15 protein-coding genes and 1 tRNA gene are annotated in these 20448 nt (G+C 73.1%); 5 read left to right on the top strand and 11 right to left on the bottom strand.

Annotated features, from left to right (window positions below; genetic code table 11):
* Positions 1-84 precede the first annotated feature (84 nt).
* Complete coding sequence (locus AVW11_RS02050; RefSeq protein WP_076043028.1) at positions 85-1656, top strand: alpha/beta fold hydrolase; 1572 nt, start codon at positions 85-87, stop codon at positions 1654-1656.
* Between the two features lie 11 nt (positions 1657-1667).
* Here the strand turns inward: AVW11_RS02050 and AVW11_RS02045 are convergent, their stop codons facing one another.
* The 7 genes from AVW11_RS02045 to AVW11_RS02015 all read right to left on the bottom strand — a co-directional run bounded on the left by AVW11_RS02045 (position 1668) and on the right by AVW11_RS02015 (position 11156).
* A complete protein-coding gene (locus tag AVW11_RS02045; protein WP_030839939.1) occupies positions 1668-2120 on the bottom strand; it encodes an SRPBCC family protein in 453 nt (150 codons plus the stop codon).
* 79 nt (positions 2121-2199) lie between these two features.
* Positions 2200-2613 (bottom strand): PaaI family thioesterase, encoded by a 414-nt coding sequence (locus tag AVW11_RS02040; RefSeq protein WP_030839937.1) that lies wholly within the window; start codon positions 2611-2613, stop codon positions 2200-2202.
* A 46-nt stretch (positions 2614-2659) separates the two neighbouring features.
* Positions 2660-4684 carry an NADPH-dependent 2,4-dienoyl-CoA reductase gene (locus AVW11_RS02035; protein WP_076043027.1) on the bottom strand — a complete coding sequence of 675 codons (2025 nt, stop codon included), beginning with the start codon at positions 4682-4684 and terminating at the stop codon, positions 2660-2662.
* A 196-nt stretch (positions 4685-4880) separates the two neighbouring features.
* Positions 4881-7904, bottom strand: a complete 3024-nt coding sequence (locus tag AVW11_RS02030; RefSeq protein ID WP_060179268.1) for an alpha-mannosidase — start codon at positions 7902-7904, stop codon at positions 4881-4883.
* Between the two features lie 65 nt (positions 7905-7969).
* Positions 7970-8848, bottom strand: a complete 879-nt coding sequence (locus AVW11_RS02025) for a carbohydrate ABC transporter permease (protein WP_240528111.1) — start codon at positions 8846-8848, stop codon at positions 7970-7972.
* Positions 8845-9822: a carbohydrate ABC transporter permease gene (locus AVW11_RS02020; RefSeq protein WP_076043026.1), complete on the bottom strand. Its 978-nt coding sequence runs from the start codon at positions 9820-9822 to the stop codon at positions 8845-8847. The genes AVW11_RS02025 and AVW11_RS02020 overlap by 4 nt, the downstream gene beginning before the upstream one ends.
* Positions 9819-11156, bottom strand: coding sequence for an ABC transporter substrate-binding protein (locus AVW11_RS02015; RefSeq protein WP_060179266.1), 1338 nt, complete (start codon positions 11154-11156; stop codon positions 9819-9821). The genes AVW11_RS02020 and AVW11_RS02015 overlap by 4 nt, the downstream gene beginning before the upstream one ends.
* 377 nt (positions 11157-11533) lie before the next feature.
* Between AVW11_RS02015 and AVW11_RS02010 the strand changes: the two genes are divergently transcribed.
* Positions 11534-11609, top strand: a tRNA-Cys gene (locus AVW11_RS02010).
* Complete coding sequence (locus AVW11_RS02005) at positions 11609-13477, top strand: hypothetical protein (protein ID WP_076043025.1); 1869 nt, start codon at positions 11609-11611, stop codon at positions 13475-13477. Before AVW11_RS02010 ends, AVW11_RS02005 begins: the two co-directional genes overlap by 1 nt.
* Positions 13478-13524: 47 nt before the next feature.
* On the opposite strand, the gene AVW11_RS02000 is transcribed toward AVW11_RS02005, so the two are convergent.
* Positions 13525-14913, bottom strand: a complete 1389-nt coding sequence (locus AVW11_RS02000) for a serine hydrolase domain-containing protein (protein WP_030839917.1) — start codon at positions 14911-14913, stop codon at positions 13525-13527.
* A 267-nt stretch (positions 14914-15180) separates the two neighbouring features.
* Between AVW11_RS02000 and AVW11_RS01995 the strand changes: the two genes are divergently transcribed.
* On the top strand, positions 15181-16239 hold the full coding sequence (locus AVW11_RS01995) for an AraC family transcriptional regulator ligand-binding domain-containing protein (protein WP_051699473.1): 1059 nt from the start codon (positions 15181-15183) through the stop codon (positions 16237-16239).
* Positions 16240-16244: 5 nt separating this feature from the next.
* On the opposite strand, the gene AVW11_RS01990 is transcribed toward AVW11_RS01995, so the two are convergent.
* From AVW11_RS01990 to AVW11_RS36295, 3 genes are all read right to left on the bottom strand, one after another.
* Positions 16245-16610, bottom strand: a complete 366-nt coding sequence (locus AVW11_RS01990; RefSeq protein ID WP_060179264.1) for a hypothetical protein — start codon at positions 16608-16610, stop codon at positions 16245-16247.
* A 178-nt stretch (positions 16611-16788) separates the two neighbouring features.
* Positions 16789-17730 carry a serine/threonine dehydratase gene (locus AVW11_RS01985; RefSeq protein ID WP_060179263.1) on the bottom strand — a complete coding sequence of 314 codons (942 nt, stop codon included), beginning with the start codon at positions 17728-17730 and terminating at the stop codon, positions 16789-16791.
* A gap of 14 nt (positions 17731-17744) precedes the next feature.
* A complete protein-coding gene (locus AVW11_RS36295) occupies positions 17745-18386 on the bottom strand; it encodes a TetR/AcrR family transcriptional regulator (protein ID WP_030839905.1) in 642 nt (213 codons plus the stop codon).
* 156 nt (positions 18387-18542) lie between these two features.
* Between AVW11_RS36295 and AVW11_RS01975 the strand changes: the two genes are divergently transcribed.
* Positions 18543-20231, top strand: coding sequence for a ricin-type beta-trefoil lectin domain protein (locus AVW11_RS01975; protein WP_240528110.1), 1689 nt, complete (start codon positions 18543-18545; stop codon positions 20229-20231).
* Positions 20232-20448 lie beyond the last annotated feature (217 nt).

Raw genomic sequence — 20448 nt, 5'->3', positions numbered from 1 at the left:
CACTGCCCTCCGGGATGATTCGGCCGGGACGTCGCCTGCAACAAGGTGGAATCGTAAGCGACTTCGCCGAAAGGAACGGCTCCCGTGCGCCTGAAACGCCTCGCACCGCTGCTCGCCACCGCCGGTCTCATCGCCACCACCGTGCCCCTGTTGACCACGACGCAGGCCGCCGCGGCTCCCGCGGCCGACCACCTCCGGCAGAAGCCGGCGTGGCAGCGGTGCAGCCCCGAACAGCCGGCCTCGTACGAATGCGCCACGCTGAAGGTCCCGCTCGACTACCGGCGGCCCGACGGCCGCACCATCGACATCGCGATATCCCGGATGAAGAGCGAGAACCCCGCCAAGCGCCACGGCGTCCTGCTGCTGAACCCCGGCGGCCCCGGCGGCCAGGGCCTCGACCTGCCGCTGCTGATGGGCGGGCTGATGCCCAAGGAGGTGCGGGACGGCTACGACCTGATCGGCTTCGACCCGCGCGGGGTCGGCGCCAGCAGCCCCGTCACCTGCGGGCTGAACGACGCCGAGCAGGCCTTCGACCGGGCCTACCGCCCGGAGACCTTCCCCTCCGACGTGGCGTGGGCCCGCACCGTCGCCGACAAGTGCCGTGAGAAGGCCGGTGCGGTGCTGGCGCACATCACCACCCGCAACACGGCCCGCGACATGGACACCATCCGCGCCGTGCTGGGCGAGCGCAGGATCTCGTACCTGGGCTACTCGTACGGGACCTACCTGGGAGCGGTGTACTCGCAGATGTACCCGGAGCGCACCGACCGCTTCGTGCTCGACAGCGGGGTGGACCCGCAGCGGGTCTGGCGCGGGATGATCCAGGTGTGGGCCACCGAGGCCGAGCCCGCGTTCGCGCGGTGGACGCAGTGGGCGGCGGATCGGTCGGCCGAGTTCGGGCTGGGCGACGACCCGAAGGCGGTCTCCGCCACGTTCTGGGCTCTGGTGGAGCGCGCCGACCGGGAGCCCGTCGACTTCGAGGGCACGAAGGTCACCGGGGACATGATCCGGGCCGCGCGCGCGGTGTTCTTCTACCCCGCGCAGGCCACGCCGCTGGTCGCGGCCCTGAAGGCCGCCGCCGAGGGCAGGCCGCAGGCGGCGGGCACGGACGTGCAGGCGCTGAAGCAACTGCTCGGCCGGACGGCCGAGCAGCCCGCCACGGACAACGGCACGGCCGCCTTCTGGGCCGTGGTCTGCGGGGACACCGGCAACTGGCCCCGCTACACGGAGCAGTACGAGCGGGACGCGGCGAAGGACAAGGTGAAATACCCGCTGTACGGGGACTTCGCGTCCAACATCAAGCCGTGCGCCTTCTGGGACCGGCCGGTGGAGTCGGCCACGCCGATGCACAAGAGGGCGAACGTACTGACGGTGCAGAACGAATGGGACTCGCAGACCCCGCTCACCAGCGGCCAGGGCCTGCACCGCGCGCTGAAGGGCTCGCGGATGGTCCTCGCGGCCGGCGGTGAGGGCCACGGCGTGTACCTCTTCGACCCGGCCTCCTGCGCCAACGCCCCGGTCAGCGCCTATCTGGCCACGGGCAGGCTGCCCGCCCAGGACGTGACCTGCCAGAACCCGCCGCCGGCCGCGGCCGGGGAGCGGGGAGCCGCGCCGGTGAAGCCGCTGCCCCTCCCCGGGGCTCCCGGGCGGTTCTGACCCGGCCGCGCTCAGCTCGTGAGGGACGCCTCCGCGGCCGCCTTGATACGGCGCCCGAAGTCGGGGGCGTCCTTGCGTGCCGCGCTCGCCGCGATGCCGACGAGCAGCTTGCCGAGGCCGTGGCCCTCCAGCTCGTTGAAGATCCGGACCCGGGTGCGCCCGCCGGGGAGGGGTTCGAGGTCGTAGCCGCCCTCCGCGGTGACCAGGTTGCGGCTCTGCTCGGCCCAGCGGATCAGGCGCGGCGGGTCGAAGCCGACGATGCGGAACTCTCGGGCGGTTTTCATCCCGGCGTCCTTGACGGTGCTGCGGAAGACGGTGCCGAGCGCGGTGGGGCCGTCGGGGTTCTTGGTGATCTGCTGGACGCGCGGACTGAAGTCGGGGTCGTTGCGTCCGTCGGCGAGGTACGCGAAGACCTGCTCGACCGGCCGGTCGATCTCGATGCTCGCCTCGAACTGTCCGGACATGTCCGCTCCTCGGTGCGACTACCCGAGCCATGCTCCCAGACCTGCGGCCCGCACGCGCGCCGAGCGCCGAGCAGCGACGTCAGCCGAGCAGGGCGTACACCGTGGAGGCGGTGGCGGCCGGTTCGTCGGCGCCCTCGGGCGTCAGGGTGATGTCGGCGAAGGCCATGCGCCTGCCGAGCTTGGTGACCCGTACGTGGATCAGCACGTCGGCGCCGACCACCGGACGCTGGAAGCTCGTGGACTGCTGGACGGTGGTCATGGGGCCGTACCCGCCGCGCGCGGCGGAGATCGCGACGACGGTGGCGGTGTCGGCGGCGGCCATCATGGCCTGCCCGGAGAGGCCGCCGCCGTCCCGCGCGAGGTCGGCTGACCACGGCAGCCGCAGGACGGCGTGCCGCTCGCCGGTCTCCTGGACGGTCAGTCCGAGGGCGAGCACCCAGGGGGCGAAGTTGTCGGTGAGGATCTTGTCTGCGTCTGCGGGAGAGAACGTCACCGGGAGATTGTGGCGGTCCGACCGGACCGCCACAATCCCCTTTCGGTCAGAGCTTCGCGGCCAGCTCCGTGCCCTGGCGGATGGCCCGCTTGGCGTCGAGCTCGGCCGCCACGTCGGCGCCGCCGATCAGGTGCGCCTCGACGCCGGCCGCGCGCAGGGCGTCGTACAGGTCACGGCGCGGCTCCTGGCCGGTGCACAGGACGACGGTGTCGGCGGGTACAAGGCGCTGCTCACCGCCGACGGTGATGTGCAGGCCCTCGTCGTCGATGCGGTCGTACGAGGCCCCGGCGACGGAGACGACCCCGCGGTGCTTGAGCTCCGCGCGGTGGATCCAGCCGGTGGTGGTGCCGAGGCCGGCGCCGACCTTGGTGGCCTTGCGCTGGAGCAGGTGGACCTGGCGCGGCGGCGCGGGCCGCTCGGGGGCGGTGAGCCCGCCGGGTCCGGTGTACGCGGTGTCCACGCCCCAGTGGCGGAAGTAGACGTCCGGGTCCTGGGAGGCTCCCTCGCCGCTGTCGGTGAGGTACTCGGCGACGTCGACGCCGATGCCGCCGGCGCCGACGACGGCGACGCGCTCGCCGACGGGTGCGCCGTCGCGCAGCACGTCGAGGTAGCTGACGACGCTCGCGTGGTCCACGCCGTCGATGTCGGGGGTGCGGGGGGTGACTCCGGTGGCGACGACGACCTCGTCGTAGCCCCGGAGGGTCTCCACGTCGGCGCGGGTGTCCAGCCGGACGTCGATGTCGTGGGCGGCGAGCTGGGTGGCGAAGTAGCGGATGGTCTCCTCGAACTCCTCCTTGCCCGGGATGCGGCGGGCGATGTCGAGCTGGCCGCCGATGTGGCCGGAGGCCTCGAAGAGGGTGACGGCGTGGCCGCGTTCGGCGGCGGAGACCGCGCAGGCGAGGCCGGCCGGGCCGGCGCCGACGACCGCGACGCGCTTCTTCAGCCGGGTGGGCGAGAGCACGAGCTCGGTCTCGTGGCAGGCGCGCGGGTTGACGAGACAGCTGGTGATCTTGCCGCTGAAGGTGTGGTCGAGGCAGGCCTGGTTGCAGCCGATGCAGGTGTTGATGGTCTCGGGGCGGCCGGCCGCCGCCTTGGCGACGAAGTCGGCGTCGGCCAGGAAGGGGCGGGCCAGGGAGACGAGGTCGGCGCGGCCGTCGGCGAGGAGTTCCTCGGCGATCTCGGGGGTGTTGATGCGGTTGCTGGTGACGAGCGGGACGGAGACCGCGCCCATCAGCCGCTTGGTGACCCAGGTGTAGGCGCCGCGGGGGACGGAGGTGGCGATGGTGGGGATGCGGGCCTCGTGCCAGCCGATCCCGGTGTTGATGATGGTGGCGCCGGCCGCCTCGATCTCCTTGGCCAGGTGGACCACCTCGTCGAGGGTGGAGCCGCCGGGGATGAGGTCGAGCATGGAGAGGCGGTAGACGAGGATGAAGTCCTCGCCGACGGCCTGGCGGGTCCGGCGGACGATCTCCAGCGGGAAGCGGACGCGGTTCTCGTAGGAGCCGCCCCAGCGGTCGGTGCGCCTGTTGGTCGCGGCGGCGATGAACTCGTTGATCAGGTAGCCCTCGGAGCCCATGACCTCGACGCCGTCGTAGCCGGCGAGCTTGGCCAGGCGCGCGGCGCGGACGAAGTCCTCGACCGTGCGCTCCACCTCGTCGTCGGAGAGCTCGTTCGGGACGAAGGGGCTGATGGGGGCCTGGAGGGCGCTGGGCGCGACGAGGTCCTTGTGGTAGGCGTAGCGGCCGAAGTGGAGGATCTGCATCGCGATCTTCCCGCCCTCGGCGTGCACGGCGTCGGTGATCACGCGGTGCTCGGCGGCCTCCTCCTCGGTGGTGAGGCGGGAGCCGCCCTCGAAGGGGCGGCCGGCGTCGTTGGGGGCGATGCCGCCGGTGACGATGAGGCCGGCGCCACCGCGGGCGCGCTCGGCGTAGAAGGCGGCGAGGCGCTCGAAGCCGCCCTCGTGCTCCTCGAGGCCGGTGTGCATCGACCCCATGATCACGCGGTTCGGCAGGGTGGTGAAGCCGAGGTCCAGGGGGCTCAGCAGGTGCGGGTACCGGCTCTGGGAACTCATGAGGGGCGCCTCCTCGCGCGGGGGTGATGAACCTGTTCTAGCGAGGGAGGGCATGTTTTGCAACTAGGTGCATAACCGGGGCCGGGCCTCCTTCCCGTGGATCCCCGGCCCCGCAGGCCCGGCCCGGGCACACCTGTGGCGGAGTTCACGCCGCCGGCCCCGCCCGGCGTCCGGCCCGGACGCCGGCGGGCGCCGGTCAGGCGCGGCGCAGGCGCAGCGTGAGGATCTGGAAGGGGCGCAGGGTCAGGGCGACCGTGCCGTCCGCCGCCGGGGGCCGGGCGGCCGTGCCGGCGAGGGGCCGTTCCAGCAGGTCGCTCTCGACCGCCTCCGCGATCGGGAAGCCCGCCGTGAGGGTGGCCGTGGCACGGCCGCCGCGGGATTCGTAGAGGCGGACGATCACGTCGCCGCCGCGGTCCTCGGCGAGTTTGACCGCCTCGACCACCACCGCGTCCTCGTCCACCGCCAGCAGCGGGGCGACGGGGCCCGCGCCGTGCACGGTGCGCTCGGGCAGGTTCAGGGCGTGGCCCTCGCGGACCGCGTCCCCGATCCCGGCGCCGGGCGCCAGCGAGAAGCGCAGGCTGTGGGCGCCCTGGTCGGTCTCCGGGTCCGGGTAGCGCGGAGCCCGCAGCAGGGAGAGCCGTACGGTGGTGGTCTGGCCGCCGTCGGCCCGTACGTCGCGGGTCACGTCGTGCCCGTACGTGGAGTCGTTGAGCAGCGCGACGCCCCAGCCGGGCTCCTCCGCGTGGATCCAGCGGTGGGCGCAGATCTCGAACTTGGCCGCCTCCCACGAGGTGTTGGTGTGGGTGGCCCGGTAGACGTGTCCGAACTGCGTCTCCGACGCGGTCCGTTCGGCCTTCACGTCCAGCGGGAAGGCCGCTTTGAGGAACTTCTCCGTCTCGTGCCAGTCGACGTCCGTGACGATGTCGACCGTCTTGGCGCCGGCCCGCAGGGTGATCCGCTGGACCACCCCGGACCGCCCGAAGGAGCGGGTCACCCGGACCGTCGCCGACCCCGGTCCGCTCTCGGCGACCTCCAGGCCGTCCAGCCCGACGAGGTCGGTGACGTTGTTGCGGTAGAACGCGTCGACGTCCCACGCGTCCCACATGTTGGGGAAGTCGGGGTGGATCTGGAGCAGGTTCGCGGCGGCTCCCGGGGCGACTGCCTCCCGGCGCGCCTCCAGGTCGTAGACGGAGACGATCAGGCCGCGGCCGTCGATCTCCACCAGCAGCCGGCCGTTGGCGAGGACGTGCCCGCCGCCGTGCCGCTCCTCCACGGTGACCGGCTCCGGCGGCTGCGCCGGGCGGCCCGCTCCACCCGCCGGGACGCCGTGGCGGGCGTGCGGGGCGCAGTTGAAGACCAGTTCCACAGCGCCCTCCCCCGCGAGTGCCCGCTGCGCGGCGAGGGTGATCCCCCCGAGTTCCTCGGCCACCCTCGCGTACGTCTCGCGGGCCTCGCGGTGCACCCAGGCGATGGACGAGCCCGGCAGGATGTCGTGGAACTGGTGGAGCAGCACCGTCTTCCAGATCCGCTCCAGGTCCTCGTACGGGTACGCGTACCCGGCCACCCGTACGGCGGCGGTCGCCGCCCACAGCTCGGCCTCGCGCAGCAGCGATTCACTGCGCCGGTTGCCCTGCTTGGTCTTGGCCTGGGAGGTGTAGGTGCCGCGGTGCAGCTCCAGGTAGAGCTCGCCGGCCCAGACGGGCGCGTCCCCGTACTCGGCGCGGGCCTTCTCGAAGAAGGCGTCGGGCCGTTCGATCTCGATGCGCGGGGAGCCTTCGAGGTCGCGCTGGCGCCGGGCGCGGGCGAGGTGCTCCCGGGTGGGTCCGCCGCCGCCGTCGCCCCAGCCGAAGGGGGTCAGGGAGCGTGACCCCCGGCCCTTCTCGCGGTAGTTGCGGGCGGCGTGGGCCATCTGGGCGCCGCCGAGGTCGGAGTTGTAGGTGTCGACGGGCGGGAAGTGCGTGAAGACGCGGGTGCCGTCGATGCCCTCCCACCAGAAGGTGTGGTGGGGGAATGCGTTCACCTGCGACCAGCAGATCTTCTGGGTCAGGAACCACCGCGAGCCGGAGAGCTTGACGATCTGCGGCAGGGCGGCGGTGTAGCCGAAGGAGTCGGGCAGCCAGACGTTGTGGGTGTCGATGCCGAACTCGTCGAGGAAGAACTTCTTGCCGTAGAGGAACTGGCGGGCCATCGCCTCACCGCCGACCATGTTGGTGTCGGACTCCACCCACATGCCGCCGACGGGAACGAACTGCCCGTCCGCGACCTTCTTCTTGACCCGCTCGAACAGCTCGGGCCGATGGGTCTTGATCCAGTCGAGCTGCTGCGCCTGCGACATCGCGAAGACGAATTCGGGATGTTCGTCCATCAGGTTGACCATGTTGGACGTGGTACGGGCGACCTTGCGGACCGTCTCGCGCAGCGGCCACAGCCATGCGGAGTCGATGTGGGCGTGGCCGACGGCGCTGATGCGGTGCGCGGAGGCGTTGGCGGGGGCGGCGAGGACGCCGGCGAGGCGGGTGCGGGCGGCGGCGGCCGTGCCGGGGACGTCGGTGAGGTCGACCGCGTCCAGGGCGGCGCCGAGGGCGTGCAGGATCTGGTGGCGGCGGGCCTCGTCGAGGGGGAGCTGCGTCATCAGCTCGTACAGCACCTCCAGGTCCTGGACCAGCTCCCAGACCTCGGTCTCGAAGACGGTGAGGTCCATCCGGGCGAGGCGGTAGAGGGGTTGGTCGCCGCTGGTGCGCGCGTCGCCCTCGTAGGAGGGGCGGTGGTCGACCAGGACGGGGTTGGCGGCCGCCTCGACGTACCATTCGATCCGCTCGCCGCCCTCGGCGCGGTCGGCCACGCGCACCCAGTCGTTGTACGGGTTGAGGGCCTTGATCTCGCCGCCGTCGGCGCGGTGGACCAGGCCCTCGCACTGGAAGCCGGGCATCATCCGGTCGAAGCCGAGGTCGAGGACGGCCTCCACGGTCCGGCCGGCCCATCCGGCGGGGACGGTCCCGGTGACCTTGAACCAGGTGGTGCCCCAGGCCGGTCCCCACGGGTCGCCGGGTGCGCAGGGCGCGTAGGGCGCCGCCAGGCCCTCGGCGACGGGCACGGGCTCGCCCGGGGCGTCCCAGCGCTCCACGGTCAGCGGGAGTGGGCCGGAGTGGACGGCGGGCTTGATGCGCTCGTGGAGCACCCGGCGGAGGCGGTGTTCGGTGATGCTGCGGTCGTCATGCATGACAGCTGCTCCCGGAGGTGGTGGTCGGTCGGTACGGGGCCTGCGGGCCGGTCGGACGGTCCGGCTCAGAGCTTGACGGCTCCCTCGCCCACTCCCTTGAAGAAGAAGCGCTGGAGGGCGAAGAAGAGGAGCATCATCGGCAGCAGGGCGGCCATCGCGCCGGCGGCGATCAGCCGCTGGTCGTTGACGGTGGTGGCGCCGGCGAGGGTCTTCAGGCCGAGCTGGAGGGTGTAGTGGTCGCTGTCGGTGAGGACCAGCAGCGGCCACAGGAAGTCGTCCCAGGCGCCCATGAAGCTGGTGATGCAGACGACGGCCAGGGCTCCCCTGGCCGAAGGGACGAAGACCCGGGTGAAGCGGGTCCACTCGCCCGCTCCGTCCAGGACGGCGGCCTCCTCGACCTCCTTGGGCATGGCGAGGAAGGCCGCCCGCATGATCATGATGTTGAGCACGGAGACCGCGCCGGGCAGCCAGACGCCGATGAGGGTGTCGACCAGGCCCATCCCCCGCACCGTGAGGAACATCGAGATCATCACGGACTCGAAGGGGAACATCAGGGTCGCGACGAGGACGGTGAGGACGACCTCGCGGCCCTTCCAGGCGGCACGGGACAGCGCGTACCCGCCCATCGCGGCGAAGAGCATGTTCGAGGTGATCGCGAGGCCCGCGACGACGAGGGTGTTGCCCACGTACTGGAGCAGCGGGAAGGACTCGGCGACGCGGACGTAGTTGTCGAGGGTGGGGTGTGTGGGCAGCACGCCGTCGTACACGTTCTCGGTGCGGCCGCGGATCGAGGTCAGGAACTGCCAGAGGATCGGGCCCAGCATGACGGCGAGCATGAGCAGCAGGGTGCCGTACCGGGCGGCCAGGGCGAGCCTGCGGCGCGTCAGGCCGTCACGTCCGACACGGGCGGCGCGGGCGGCGCGGGCGGGGGATGCCGTCCTCATGCCTCGTCTCCCTTCGCCAGGCGGCGGCCCAGCAGGCTGAAGACCAGCGTGAGGAGGAACAGCAGGATCGATATGGCGCTGGCGTAGCCCGTCTCGCCGGAGAAGCCGAGGCCCACCTGGCGGATGAGGAAGGGCAGGGTGCGGGCGCCGCCGCCGGGCCCGCCGCTCTCCCCGCCGAGGATGTAGATCTCGGTGAAGACGCGCAGGGCCGAGATGGCGGAGAGGGTTCCGACCAGCAGCATCATCGGCTTCACCTGGGGGACGGTGATGCTGAGGAAGCGGCGGACGGGGCCGGCGCCGTCGATCGCGGCGGCCTCGTGGAGGGAGGCGGGGACGTTCCCGAGGGCGGCCAGGTAGAAGACCATGTAGTAGCCGAGGCCCTTCCACACGGTCACGATCATCGCGGAGACGAGCAGCATCGTGCTGTCCGTCAGGAACGGGACCGGCTCGGAGACCAGGCGGAGCCGCTGGAAGACGGTGTTGACGAGGCCGTCGCTGCGCAGGACCCACTGCCAGATCAGCCCGACGACCACGGCGGAGGCGATCACCGGGGTGTAGAAGGCGGAGCGGAAGAAGCCGATGCCGGGGACCTTGGCCTGGACGAGGACCGCGAGGGCCAGCGGCAGGAGCACCAGGCAGGGGACGACGACCAGGAGGTAGAGGACGCTGTTGCCGGTCGCGACCCAGAAGTCGGGGTCGGCGAAGGCGCGCCGGTAGTTGTCGAGGCCGACGAAGCCGCCGCCGCGCAGGATCCGGGCGTCGGTGAAGGAGAGGACGACGGTGTTGACGAACGGCCAGATGCTGAACAGCAGCACCATCGCCAGGCCGGGCGCGAGGAAGAGGTACGGCGTCCACCAGGTGCGGTGCGGCAGCCCGGTGTCGGCCTCCATGGCCCGCAGCGCCGCCCGGCGCCGGCGCGCGGCCGCCGCGGCCGGGCGGGTGCCGGCGGCCGGGCGGGTGCCGGCGGCCGTCACGCGCGGGCCGCGTCGGCGAGGAGCCGGTTCGCCGCTTCCTCGGCCTTCTTCACCGCCGTCCGGGCGTCCTGCTCGCCCTGGATGGCCTTCTGCACCTCGCGTACGACGGCGTCCCCGACCTGGTTGGTCCACTGGACCGGGGTGTTGGCGTCGAGGGCGGCGGTCTTGAGCTGCTCGGCGCCGACCGCCCGGGCGAGGGTCTCGGCGTCCTTGCCGTCGCCCCGGTCGGAGAAGAACGGGTCGGCGAGGCCTCGGGCGTTGGAGGGGTAGATGGTGGCCTTCCGCGAGAACTCCACCTGGTTGGGGCCGTTGGTGACCCATTTGGCGAACTCGGCCGCTGCGTCGGGGTGCTTGGTGTCCTTCCTGATGCCGAGCGACTGGGCGTAGATGCCGATGTGGCCGAGCCGGCCGGTGACGGCTCCCGCGACCTGCGTCGTGGCGTAGACCTGCGGGGCGTTCTGCTTGATGTCCTTGACGAAGCCCGGGGAGCCCGGGCCGAAGACGAGTTTGCCGCTGCCGTAGAGCTGGTTGATGTCGTCCGACGTGAGCAGGGACTCCTTGGGCATCGCGCCCTTGGCGTACAGGTCCTTCATCCGCTCCACCCATGCGACGGCCTGGGCGGTGTCGAAGGTGAAGCGGTCCTTGCGGGGGCTGAGCAGGGGGACGCCCATCTTCTGCCAGTCGCCGGGCAGCCGCCCCTTGGGGTCGGCCATGAAGGCCGCGTACCGGCCGCCGGACCTGGCGGCGATCTGTTCCGCGTAGTCGAAGAACTGCTCCACGCTGGTGGGCGGTGCGGCGGGGTCCAGCCCGGACTCCTCGAAGAGCTCCCTGTTGTAGGTGAGGATCTCCGGGGTCACGTACCAGGGGTAGGCGTAGACGCTGTCGCCCTTGCCGGGCAGTTTGAACTGCTCCCAGGCCCCGGGTACGTACTCCCCCGCCGACTCCCCGTCGAGCTTCGCGACGTCGGCGAGCAGACCCCGGTCGCCGAGGAGCTGGAAGGAGTCGGTGGAGAGGTTGACCACGTCCGGGAGAGCACCGGCCTGGGCGTCCGCGACGAGCTTCTCGTTGTAGCCGTCGCCCGGCACGTCCTCCCACGTGACGTCGACGTCGGGGTGCTGCTTCTCGAAGGCGTCGATGACGGCCTGGACGTAGCCGGTGAAGGCGGGTTTCAGCTGGAGGGTCCGGAAGGTGATCCCGCCGGCCACCCGGCCCGTTCTCTCCGCCTCCTTGGCATCCCCGGCGCCGGCACCGCCGAGACCGCACGCGGAGGCCGAGAGGAGGGCGCCCGCCACCAGGGCGGCCACAGCCGTACGGGTCGGTTTCGAACGGGTCATCGTCGCCGCCTTCGCAGAAGTCCGGCCTCGTCGCCGGAGGCGGTGCCCACGGTCGCGGGACAGCAAGTCCGCGTCAATGAGGCCCGGTTCAGGCTGGCCGATGCCGAATGGTGCCGCATCCCGCGACGGATCGAAGCGGGTACGCGAGCCGTCCGGTCCCGCAGCCCCGAACTGGACTGATGCGCTTTAGTGCACACACCGCTGCCCTTGGTGCCGATTCCGCGGCGCAGCGCCGCGCGCGGCCATGTTGACGCTTTGTCGCCCCTTTCACCGCGCCCGCACTAATGCGCTTTACCTCCACCGGCCGAATGCCCCTGGTCCGGGAAGCCCGAGCCGGCTTGTGCGACGCGCGCCCGAACGTCTAGGTTCGCCTCGAACGGCGTGTAGCTCAGCAGCCAGAGCACCGGCCTGCACAGCCGGAGGGCGCAGGGGCAGGACCTGCCACGCCGGCCATGGACACCAACACCGGACACCACCCGCCCGGCGTCGGCCTGACAGCCCCCGGGCTCTCCGACGCGGACCTCTTCGCCCACTGCCTCACCGACGACGGCCTCGCCCTGCTGGAGTCGCTGCTCGACAGCGGGCGCTACGAGGTGCGCGCGCCGGAGCACGCCGCGCTGTTGTACGTCGCCTGGCTGCGGCGTGCCGGGCAGGACGCCGCCGCTGCCGAACTCGTCGAGGAGCTGCGGCCCTTCGCCGCCGAGGTCCGCTTCGCACCGTATCCCGCCGAGCAGCCCGTGCCCGGTCCGGACGCCGTGCACCGGCTGACCGTCGGCGAGGCGGCCGCGGCGCTCGCACGCCGTGCGCCGCGCCCCGCCGTCGAGGCGCAGCGTGAGGCGCTCACTGTCTGGCGGCCCTACGAGGACGAGCTCCTCGGCCACTGGCTGCGCATCGAGGCCGATCCGCAGGCCGTGACGCGGGCGCAGGGCGCGGCGCTGCTCGCCCGGTACCGGGAGCTGGCGGCGGCGCACACCCGCTGCACGAAGCACCTGAACCCGAAATCGAACACGGCGGTCCTCCTCCGCGGCCTGGAGGAGAGCGCGGCCGGGCGCGAACTGCCGCCCCGCCTCGCAGGCCTGGTGCGCCACGCCGTCGCCTCGATGGTCGCCCGGCGCGGCAGGCCGGGGTCAGCCGAGCACACCCGGCTCCGGCGGGAGCAGGCCCGGCAGGCGGCCCTCCCTGCTCACGACGAGCTGGCCGCGCTCGTCCTGCGTCGGCTCGCGCCGCTCGACACCGCCCGCGGGACGGCGGACGTAGGGGCGCTGACCGGTCCGGTGACCGCCGAGGAGGCACGCGGCACCGGGCTGCCCGTCGGGGCCGGCATCCCCCCGTCGATCCGCGCTCCGGTCGCCGCGGCGGTCACCGCGCCGCTGAGGACCCTGCTGGACACCGGCGCCGTGCCGTCGGCGGAGGTGCTCGGCGAGGTCGCCGCCGAGCTGATCGCCGCGCACACCGCACAGGGGTACGCCGACGAGAGCCTCGGCGCACTGGTGGCCGCCACGTACCGCGCCCGGCGCCCGCACCGGTACGCGCTGTGGTGGAGCCGGGAGCACCACGAGCGGATCGCTTCGCTGCCGTGGGTGCGGGCCGTGGCTCCCTGGGGTCCCGACCCGGCGGTACGGGCCCGTGCGACGCTGCGGACGTTCGCCGAGGTCTGCGTGGAGGGATTTCCCGGCGCCGGGCTGCCCGACCTGCTCGCCGCGGCACTGTCGGACCTCGCTCCGCTCGCCGGACTGCCCGCCCCGCTCCTCACGGAGCCGTTCGCCGCCGCGTACGGCACACGGACCTCCCCCGGCCTGCTCCCGGCCGCGCGGGCAGCCGGCGAGCTGCTGCGCGGCACGGCGTACGAGCGCTACCACGGCATCGACTACGCGCAGGTGCTCCGCCTGGCGGCCGCCGCAGACCACGAGGGCTTCGCGGAACTGTGCGTCGCGCGTGCGGGGCGCACAGGCCCGTCCCCGGCCGGCGACGCCGCGGTCGTCGAGCAGGCCCGGATCCTCACCACCTCCAACCTGGCCACCCTCGTGCGGTACGCGGACGTCAGCCCGCCAGGCGGGTGGGAAGGCGCCGCGCGCGGAGCCTTCGCCGCCGCGGTCCGCCGATCCGCCACGCCCGCGCAGACCGCCCGCGCCTGGCGGCAGTTGCTGTTCCACCTCTCGCTCTGCGACGCGGACGGGCAGCGCCGCGCACTCGCCTGGATCGACGACCGGGCCGCCCGGCTCCCGGCCCGCACCGCCGCGGGAATCACCGCACCGCTCGCCCGGCTGCGTCGCGCCGTGGACCGGGGGGCGTCCGGCGGATCAGGACCGGACAGCCCCTAGCCGGTGGTCGGAAGGGTTCGACCCGGTGAACCTTGCCGGTCACAGCACTAGCCGGTGGTCGTCCTGGGGGCGCAGCGCATGCCGATGTAGCAGCAGGGGGTACCGTCGACGAGGGCGGCGAAGACGACGGGCATCCAGTCCTCGCTGAAGGAGGGGCCGGCGCCGGTCGCGGCGAAGACGGTCGCGCTGAGCGGGACGAGGTCCATCTCCAGGGGCGGCGAGAAGTCCCGCATGCCGTCGACGAACTCGTAGCGCAGGTGCGGGGTGCCGTCGGGGGCGACATCGACCGTGATGACGACGCCCTCGCGCCGGTAGGTGCCGAGCAGCGGCGTCATGTCGACGGCCGGCGGGTGCGCGGGCGGTGCGAAGGGGGGCGGCATGCGGACTTCGGCGAGGTCCGCGAGGAGTTCGCGGAACAGGTCGGCGTAGAGGCGGCGGGCATCGCCGCCGTTGGTCAGCAGGACGACGATGACGTCGGCGCCGGGGATGACGCGCAGGTAGGAGTACTGGCCGATGGCGGCGCCGTCGTGCCCGTAGCCCGGGACTCCGTTCCAGTCGTAGAGCGACCAGCCCAGCCCCCAGCCGTCCGCGCTCACCGTCCACCGGTCGGGGACGTCGACCTCCCAGCGCTGCATCGCCGCGACGGCGCGGGCGCCCAGGACCTGGGTGCCGTCCGCGGTGGCGCCGCCGTCGAGGTGCATCTTGGCCAGGCGCAGCACGTCGGCGGCGCTCGCCAGGACCCGGCCGTACGGTCCGGCCGATCGGGGCATCATGTCCCAGGCCGGCGCCGGTTCGGGCTCCGGACCGTCGCCCGGGAGGTGGCCCATCGCCGTACGGAAGGCCAGCGCCTCCTCGGGCAGGGTCATGGTGCGGGTCAGGCCCAGGGGGGCGACGATCCGCTCCTTCAGGGCCTGGTCCCAGGTGCGTCCGGTGACGACCTCGACGATGCGGCCCAGGACGTTGTAGCCGACGCTGCTGTAGGAGACGGCGGTGCCGGGCGGGCAGTCGAGCGCCACGTGGCGGGCGGCCCGCACGTAGGCGGCCAGGCAGTCGTCGCCGCGTCCGCTGTCGTAGGTGAAGTCACAGGTGAGGCCGCTGGTGTGGCTGAGCAGGCGGCGTACGGTGATCTCCTTGGCCGCCCCGGGTGCGGCGGCCGGAGTGAACTCCGGGAGGATCTCGGCGACGGGCGTGTCCAGGTCCAGCCGGCCGGTGTCGACGAGCTGCATGACCAGCGTGGCGGTGTAGATCTTGGCTATCGAGCCCAGCTGGAACACCGAGTCGGTGGTGGCCTCCACCCCGGTTCCGCGGTGCAGCAGGCCGCTCGCCAGTTCGTGGATCCGGCCGTCGGCGAACACCGCGAGGGTCGCGCCGGGGACGTGGTGGACGGCGCGCAACGCGTCGAGGCGCTTCTGCCAGTGGGCAGGTGAGAACGTCACGTCGGACCCTTCGACTCGGTGGTTTCCTGTGGATCACGGCGCGTGCGCGGCCGGAGTTCGATCCGCGCCCGTGATCGTCGCCACCGTAGGCAGGGGCCTGGGGCGTCCATAAGGACCTGCGCGCGTCAGCGAGGGGACTCCCGGCGCCACAGGGCGGCAGCGGCCTGCCTGCGAGGCGCGTTTCACGCCGTCAGGGGGCGTCCGGGAGCCAAGCCGGGGCCGTGCGCGGGCGAGTTCACCCGCAGGGCTGGTAGCGTCATCCGCTCCATGCAGCCTCATCACGCCCACGGCACCATCTCCGTGCACCTCGCACGGTTCATCCTCGACGCCCTGCGCCGGTCGGGCGGGGACATGGGCAGGTTCGCCCGGTTCCACGACCTCGGCCCCGAGGTGCTGGGCAACGAACTGGCCCGGGTCTCCACCCCGTCGGCGCTGGCCGTGTGGGAGGAGCTGACGCTCACCGAGCCCGGAACCGCGGTCGGCGCCCTGCTCGCCGACGAGGCGCCCATCGGCACGTTCGGGCTGTGGGACTACCTGGTCACCAGCGGGCCCACCCTCCGGGAGTCCCTGAAGCAGGTGGTGGAGTACAGCGCCGTCATCGCCGACCCGGCCCACGAGAAGCTCCTCGTCGAGGAGGACGGGCGCAGCTTCACCATCCGCCATGCGACGGGGAGTTGGGGGCCTGATGTGGTGGAGGCCATCGACTGGTTCGCGCTGGCCATGTTCCTGACGCGGGCGCGGGCCGCGACCGGGCGGCCCCTCGTCCCGCTGCGTGTCTGCGTCACACACGGCGCTCCCGGCGGGTACCGCCGGCTGGCGGAGTTCTTCGGTGCCGCCCGCATCGAGTTCGCAGCGCCGTACAACTCGATCACCTTCCACGACGACGACGTCCGCGCGCCGCTGCCCAAGGCGCAGCCGGGGCTGGACCGCCTCCTGGCGCAGCAGGCCCGGCTGACCCTGGCGGCCGCGCAGCCGGTCATGCTCTGGCAGGACAGCTTCCGGATGGTTCTCGCCGGTGCCTTCCGGGAGGACGCCGTGAACCTGGAGCACGTCGCGGGGCGGCTGGCGATGAGCCCGCGCACGCTGCAACGGCGGCTGCGGGAGCTCGGTACGACCTGGCGCGAGGAGGTCGAATCGGTGCGCCAGGAGCGGACCATGGAGCTGCTGCGCAGCACCGACCTGCCGCTCCAGGCGATCGCGGCCCGGGTCGGCTACAGCGACCTGCGCGCGCTGCGCCGGGCGGTGCGGCGCTGGGACGGCCGGGCGCCCCGGGACATCCGCAACGCGGCCGCGCCCGCGGCGTCCGCCGCCCCGGCCGGCGGCTGACGCGCCTACTTCATGGGGTATTGGGTCTTCTCCACGAGCTTGCCGTCCTTGAAGCAGAAGCGGAGCACCGTCTCCTTGCCCATCTCGGCCTCGCCGGTGGAGACGTACCAGGCGCAGGTGCTGCCCTCGGGCTCGACCGGTCCGCCCTCCTTGAGGGCGGTTTTGACGAAGCTCTCGCCCGACGGGAGCTTGGCTCGGACGTCGCCCTCCGCGTCGCCGGTCTTCACGCCCTCGTAGACCGCGGGGTCGACCATGCTCTCGCCGGCCATGTCCACGACCTTCCCCACGCCGAAGACCACCGCGACGACGGCGCCTATGCCCAGCACCAGCGCCACGCCGCAGCCGATCAGACAACCCTTGCGCTGAGCCACGCCCGTTCCTCCAAGTCGCTTCGCGTCCGGCGGTGATCGCCTGGACGCTCACACCCTGGCAAGGGACGCGGGCCGCGGGCTGTCCTCGAAAGTCGTCACTCGCCGCAACGATCGTCGTTCGAGGCCGGCCCGCCCGGCCGACTTCCGCCGACCCGGCCTCGGCCACCGGCTGACGGCCTCAGGCCGCGGGTTCCGTCAGGTCCCGCGGGTCCGTGTTGGCCCCGCACAGGATGACGGCGACCCGCTCCCCCAGCGGCTGCGGTGCTTCGCGCTGGGCCGCCAGGGCGGTGGCCGCGCCGGCCTCGACCACGATCCGGTGCTCCTCCCAGACGGCGCGCCGGGCCGCCGTGATCGCCTCGTCGGAGACGAGGACCGAGGTCGTGTTCTTGTCCTGAGCGGCCGCCAGCGCGTCGGCCGAGACCCGGGTGGCCCCCAGGGAGTCGGCCGCCACGGAGTCCACGGCCACGTCGACGAGCCGGCCCGCCTCCAGGGCCGCGTTCAGGGCCCGGCAGTTCTCCGGTTCGGCCGCGACGACCCGTACGCCGTGTTCGCGCGCGGCGGTCGCCACCCCCGCGAACAGGCCTCCGCCGCCCACCGCCACGACGACGGTGTCCAGCCCGGGCAGGGCGTCGCGGATCTCGTCGAGCAGGGTCCCGGCGCCGGCCGCGATGAGCGGGTGGTCGTACGCGTGGCTGCTCAGCGCCCCGCTCCCGGCGGCGAACTCCCGGCAGGCGGCGAGCGCTTCGGCGTACCGGTCGCCGACGAGCCGGACGTCGGCCCCGTAGCCGCGCAGCCGTTCCACCTTCACGCGCGGGGCGTTGGCGGGCAGGAAGACCGTCGCGGGCACGGCCAGCGCACGGGCCGCCCAGGCGCAGGCCAGCCCGGCGTTGCCGCCGGAGGCGATGGTGACGCCGGCGGCCGGGAGGGTGCCGGCTTCGTGGTGCGCGGTGAGGAAGTTGCGGGCGCCGCGCGCCTTGAAGCTGCCGGTGTGCTGGAGGTGTTCCAGCGCGTACCAGACTCCGTCGGACGCGGGCGCCGTCGTGACGGGCCGTACGCGGCCCTCGATCCGCGCGGCGGCGGCGCGCACGGCGGCGTAGTCGAGCTGCTGCGGACGTTCCATGGCGTCTCTCCCCATCAGGTGGCGGGCCGGGCGGCTTCGATCAGTTGGCGCAGGGCGCCGTGGTACACCTCGTGGTCCGTCAGGACCGGCAGTACCTCGCGCAGTCCGCCGGAGAGCACGGGGAACTCCTCGGGATCGAGCGCGGCCAGTGCGGCGCGCGAGGCGGCGGCGGCCGCGGCCGGCTCGCGGTGGTCCACGAAGGCCGCGCTGCCCAGGGTGAGCAGGTACATGCGGCGGTATGCGGTGATCGCCTCGGTGACGGTCATCCCCGCGGCCACGCTGTCGGCGAGGGACGGTTCGACCAGCCGGGCCAGCAGCTGCCGGCCGAGCCAGGGCCGGCCGCCGCGCAGCACGAGCAGCCCGGGGTGGGCGGTGAGCAGCCGGTACAGCGCGCGGAACCGCTGCTCGGCGGCTTCGGCCCAGTCGGTGCCGGCGGGGATCTCGGGGAGCTGTGCGGCCAGGTGCTCGGTGCACAGGTCGAGCAGTCCGGCGAGGTCCGCGCAGCGGCGCTGGACGGTGGCGTGGGAGACGCCGAGGCGGTCGGCGAGGGTGCGGAAGCTGAGGCCCTGCGGCCCCTGCTCGTCGAGGATCCGCAGGGCGGCCACGGCGATGGCCTCGGGTGTCGCACGGTCCAGGGCTTCGGATCTCCTCGGCATAGATACAACGTATCATACGCCGTATCATCTCTTTCGTGTGACACCGATTGCAGCCATATTGCTGGTCATCGGACGACAATCAGCGACTTGCGTTGACACTGCGTAGTCACGCCGGTGCACTGGGCCCACGACTGCCCCCACGTCAAGGAGACGCCCGTGCCGCCTCGCCTGCGCGCAACGCTCCCCTGTCTGACCGCGGCCGCCCTGTTCGCCCTCGCGCTCTCCCCCGCGCCGGTGGCGGCGGAGCCCCGGGCGACCTCGGACACTCCGCTCGCGCTCACCCCTCCCATGGGCTGGAACAACTGGGCGCACTACATGTGCGACATCGACGAGGCCAAGGTGGTCGCCAACGCCGACGCGCTCGTGTCGACGGGACTCGCGGCCAAGGGCTACGACACGGTGACCGTGGACGACTGCTGGATGACCAGGAGCCGCGACGCGCAGGGGAACCTGGTGGTCGACACCGCCAAGTTCCCCCGCGGCATGGCCTGGCTCGGCGAGTACCTGCACGCCAAGGGTCTGAAGTTCGGCATCTACCAGGACGCCGGCTCGCTCACCTGCGAGAAATACCCGGGCAGCGGCGCCCCCCAGGGCGGTGGGCCCGACCACTACGCCCCGGACGCACGGCAGTTCGCCTCCTGGAAGGTGGACTACGTCAAGATGGACGGCTGCAACCTGTGGGTGCCGGAGGGCCGCACGAAGGAGCAGGCCTACCGGGACGCCTACAACGGCGTCGCGAAGGCCCTGCGCGAGAGCGGCCGGGACATGGTCCTGTCCGCCTCCGCGCCCGCCTACTTCCAGCAGGGCGAGTGGGGCGGCCCGGACTGGCACAGGGTGCTCGGCTGGGTCGGCGAGACCGGCCAGCTGTGGCGCGAGGGCAAGGACATCAAGGTCTACAACCCGGCCGCGCCCGCCACCTCCCGGTGGAGCTCGGTCCTGGGCAACTACGGATACAACCGCTGGCTCGGCCGGTACGCCGGCCCCGGCAACTGGAACGACCCCGACTTCCTGCTCGCGGGCGCCCCCGGCCTCACGGCCGCCGAGAGCCGCAGCCAGGTCGCCCTCTGGGCCATGATGGCGGCCCCCTTCATCCTGTCCTCCGAGGTCTCGAAGCTGACCCCGGAGGGGCTCGCCGCCCTGGGCAACACCCGCATGATCGCGCTGGACCAGGACCCGATGGGCCGTCAGGGCGCCGTGGTCTCCTCCAACGCCACCTTCGAGATCCTGGTCCGCCCCCTCGCGAACGGCGACCGGGCGGTGGCCGTGCTGAACCGCTCGGCGAACACCCGCGACATCCGGGTCCCGCTCGACGAGATCGGCCTGAACGACTGCACGGCCGACGCCCAGGACCTGTGGAGCGGCGCCCGCACCGAGGTCTCCGACGCGCTGACCGGCCGGCTGGCCGGACACGACACCGCCGTGTGGCGGCTCAGCCCGCGCGGCTGCGCCGAGGCCGTGCCGACCGGGCAGATCGTCGGTGACGGCGCCCGCTGCGCGGACGGGGCGAACACCAGCGGGGTCGGCGCGGTCGTGATGGCGGCCTGCACCGGAGCCCCCGACCAGCGGTGGTTCCTGGGCGACGACACCCGCCTGCGGCTCGCCGGCGAGTGCCTGTCGGCCGGCGAGAACGGCTCCGTGGAGCTGGCCGACTGCGCGCCGCGGCAGAGCCGGCAGCCCGGCCAGAGCTGGTCCCACCGCCGGGACGGAGCCCTGGTGGAGGAAGTCAGCGGCCTGTGCCTGACCGCGCCCGCCGCAGCCGCCACCCCCGACGCGCCCGCCGAGCGGCTGCGGCTGGCCCCCTGCGGCGACCACCGGGTCGACCAGGCCTGGTCCCTGCCGGTCTGAGCCCGGGCGCACACATGAGCAACGCGAAGCCGCAACAGCAGCGGCGACCGGAGCGGCAACCGGAGCCGGACCCGATGCCACGACGCGGACCACGAGGCGGACGCCGGCCGTCCGCCGGCCGCCCGCTCTCGCTGGCCGCGCTCCCCGCCGCGCTGCTGGCCGTGATCTGCGCGGGCCCCGCGCCCGGGGCCACCGCCCCGGGCGCGGCGGGGGGGGC

Origin of the sequence: Streptomyces amritsarensis (assembly GCF_001953875.1) — a bacterium.
GTDB classification, from domain to species: Bacteria; Actinomycetota; Actinomycetes; order Streptomycetales; family Streptomycetaceae; genus Streptomyces; species Streptomyces amritsarensis.
This window is presented reverse-complemented; position numbering and strand designations above follow the sequence as displayed.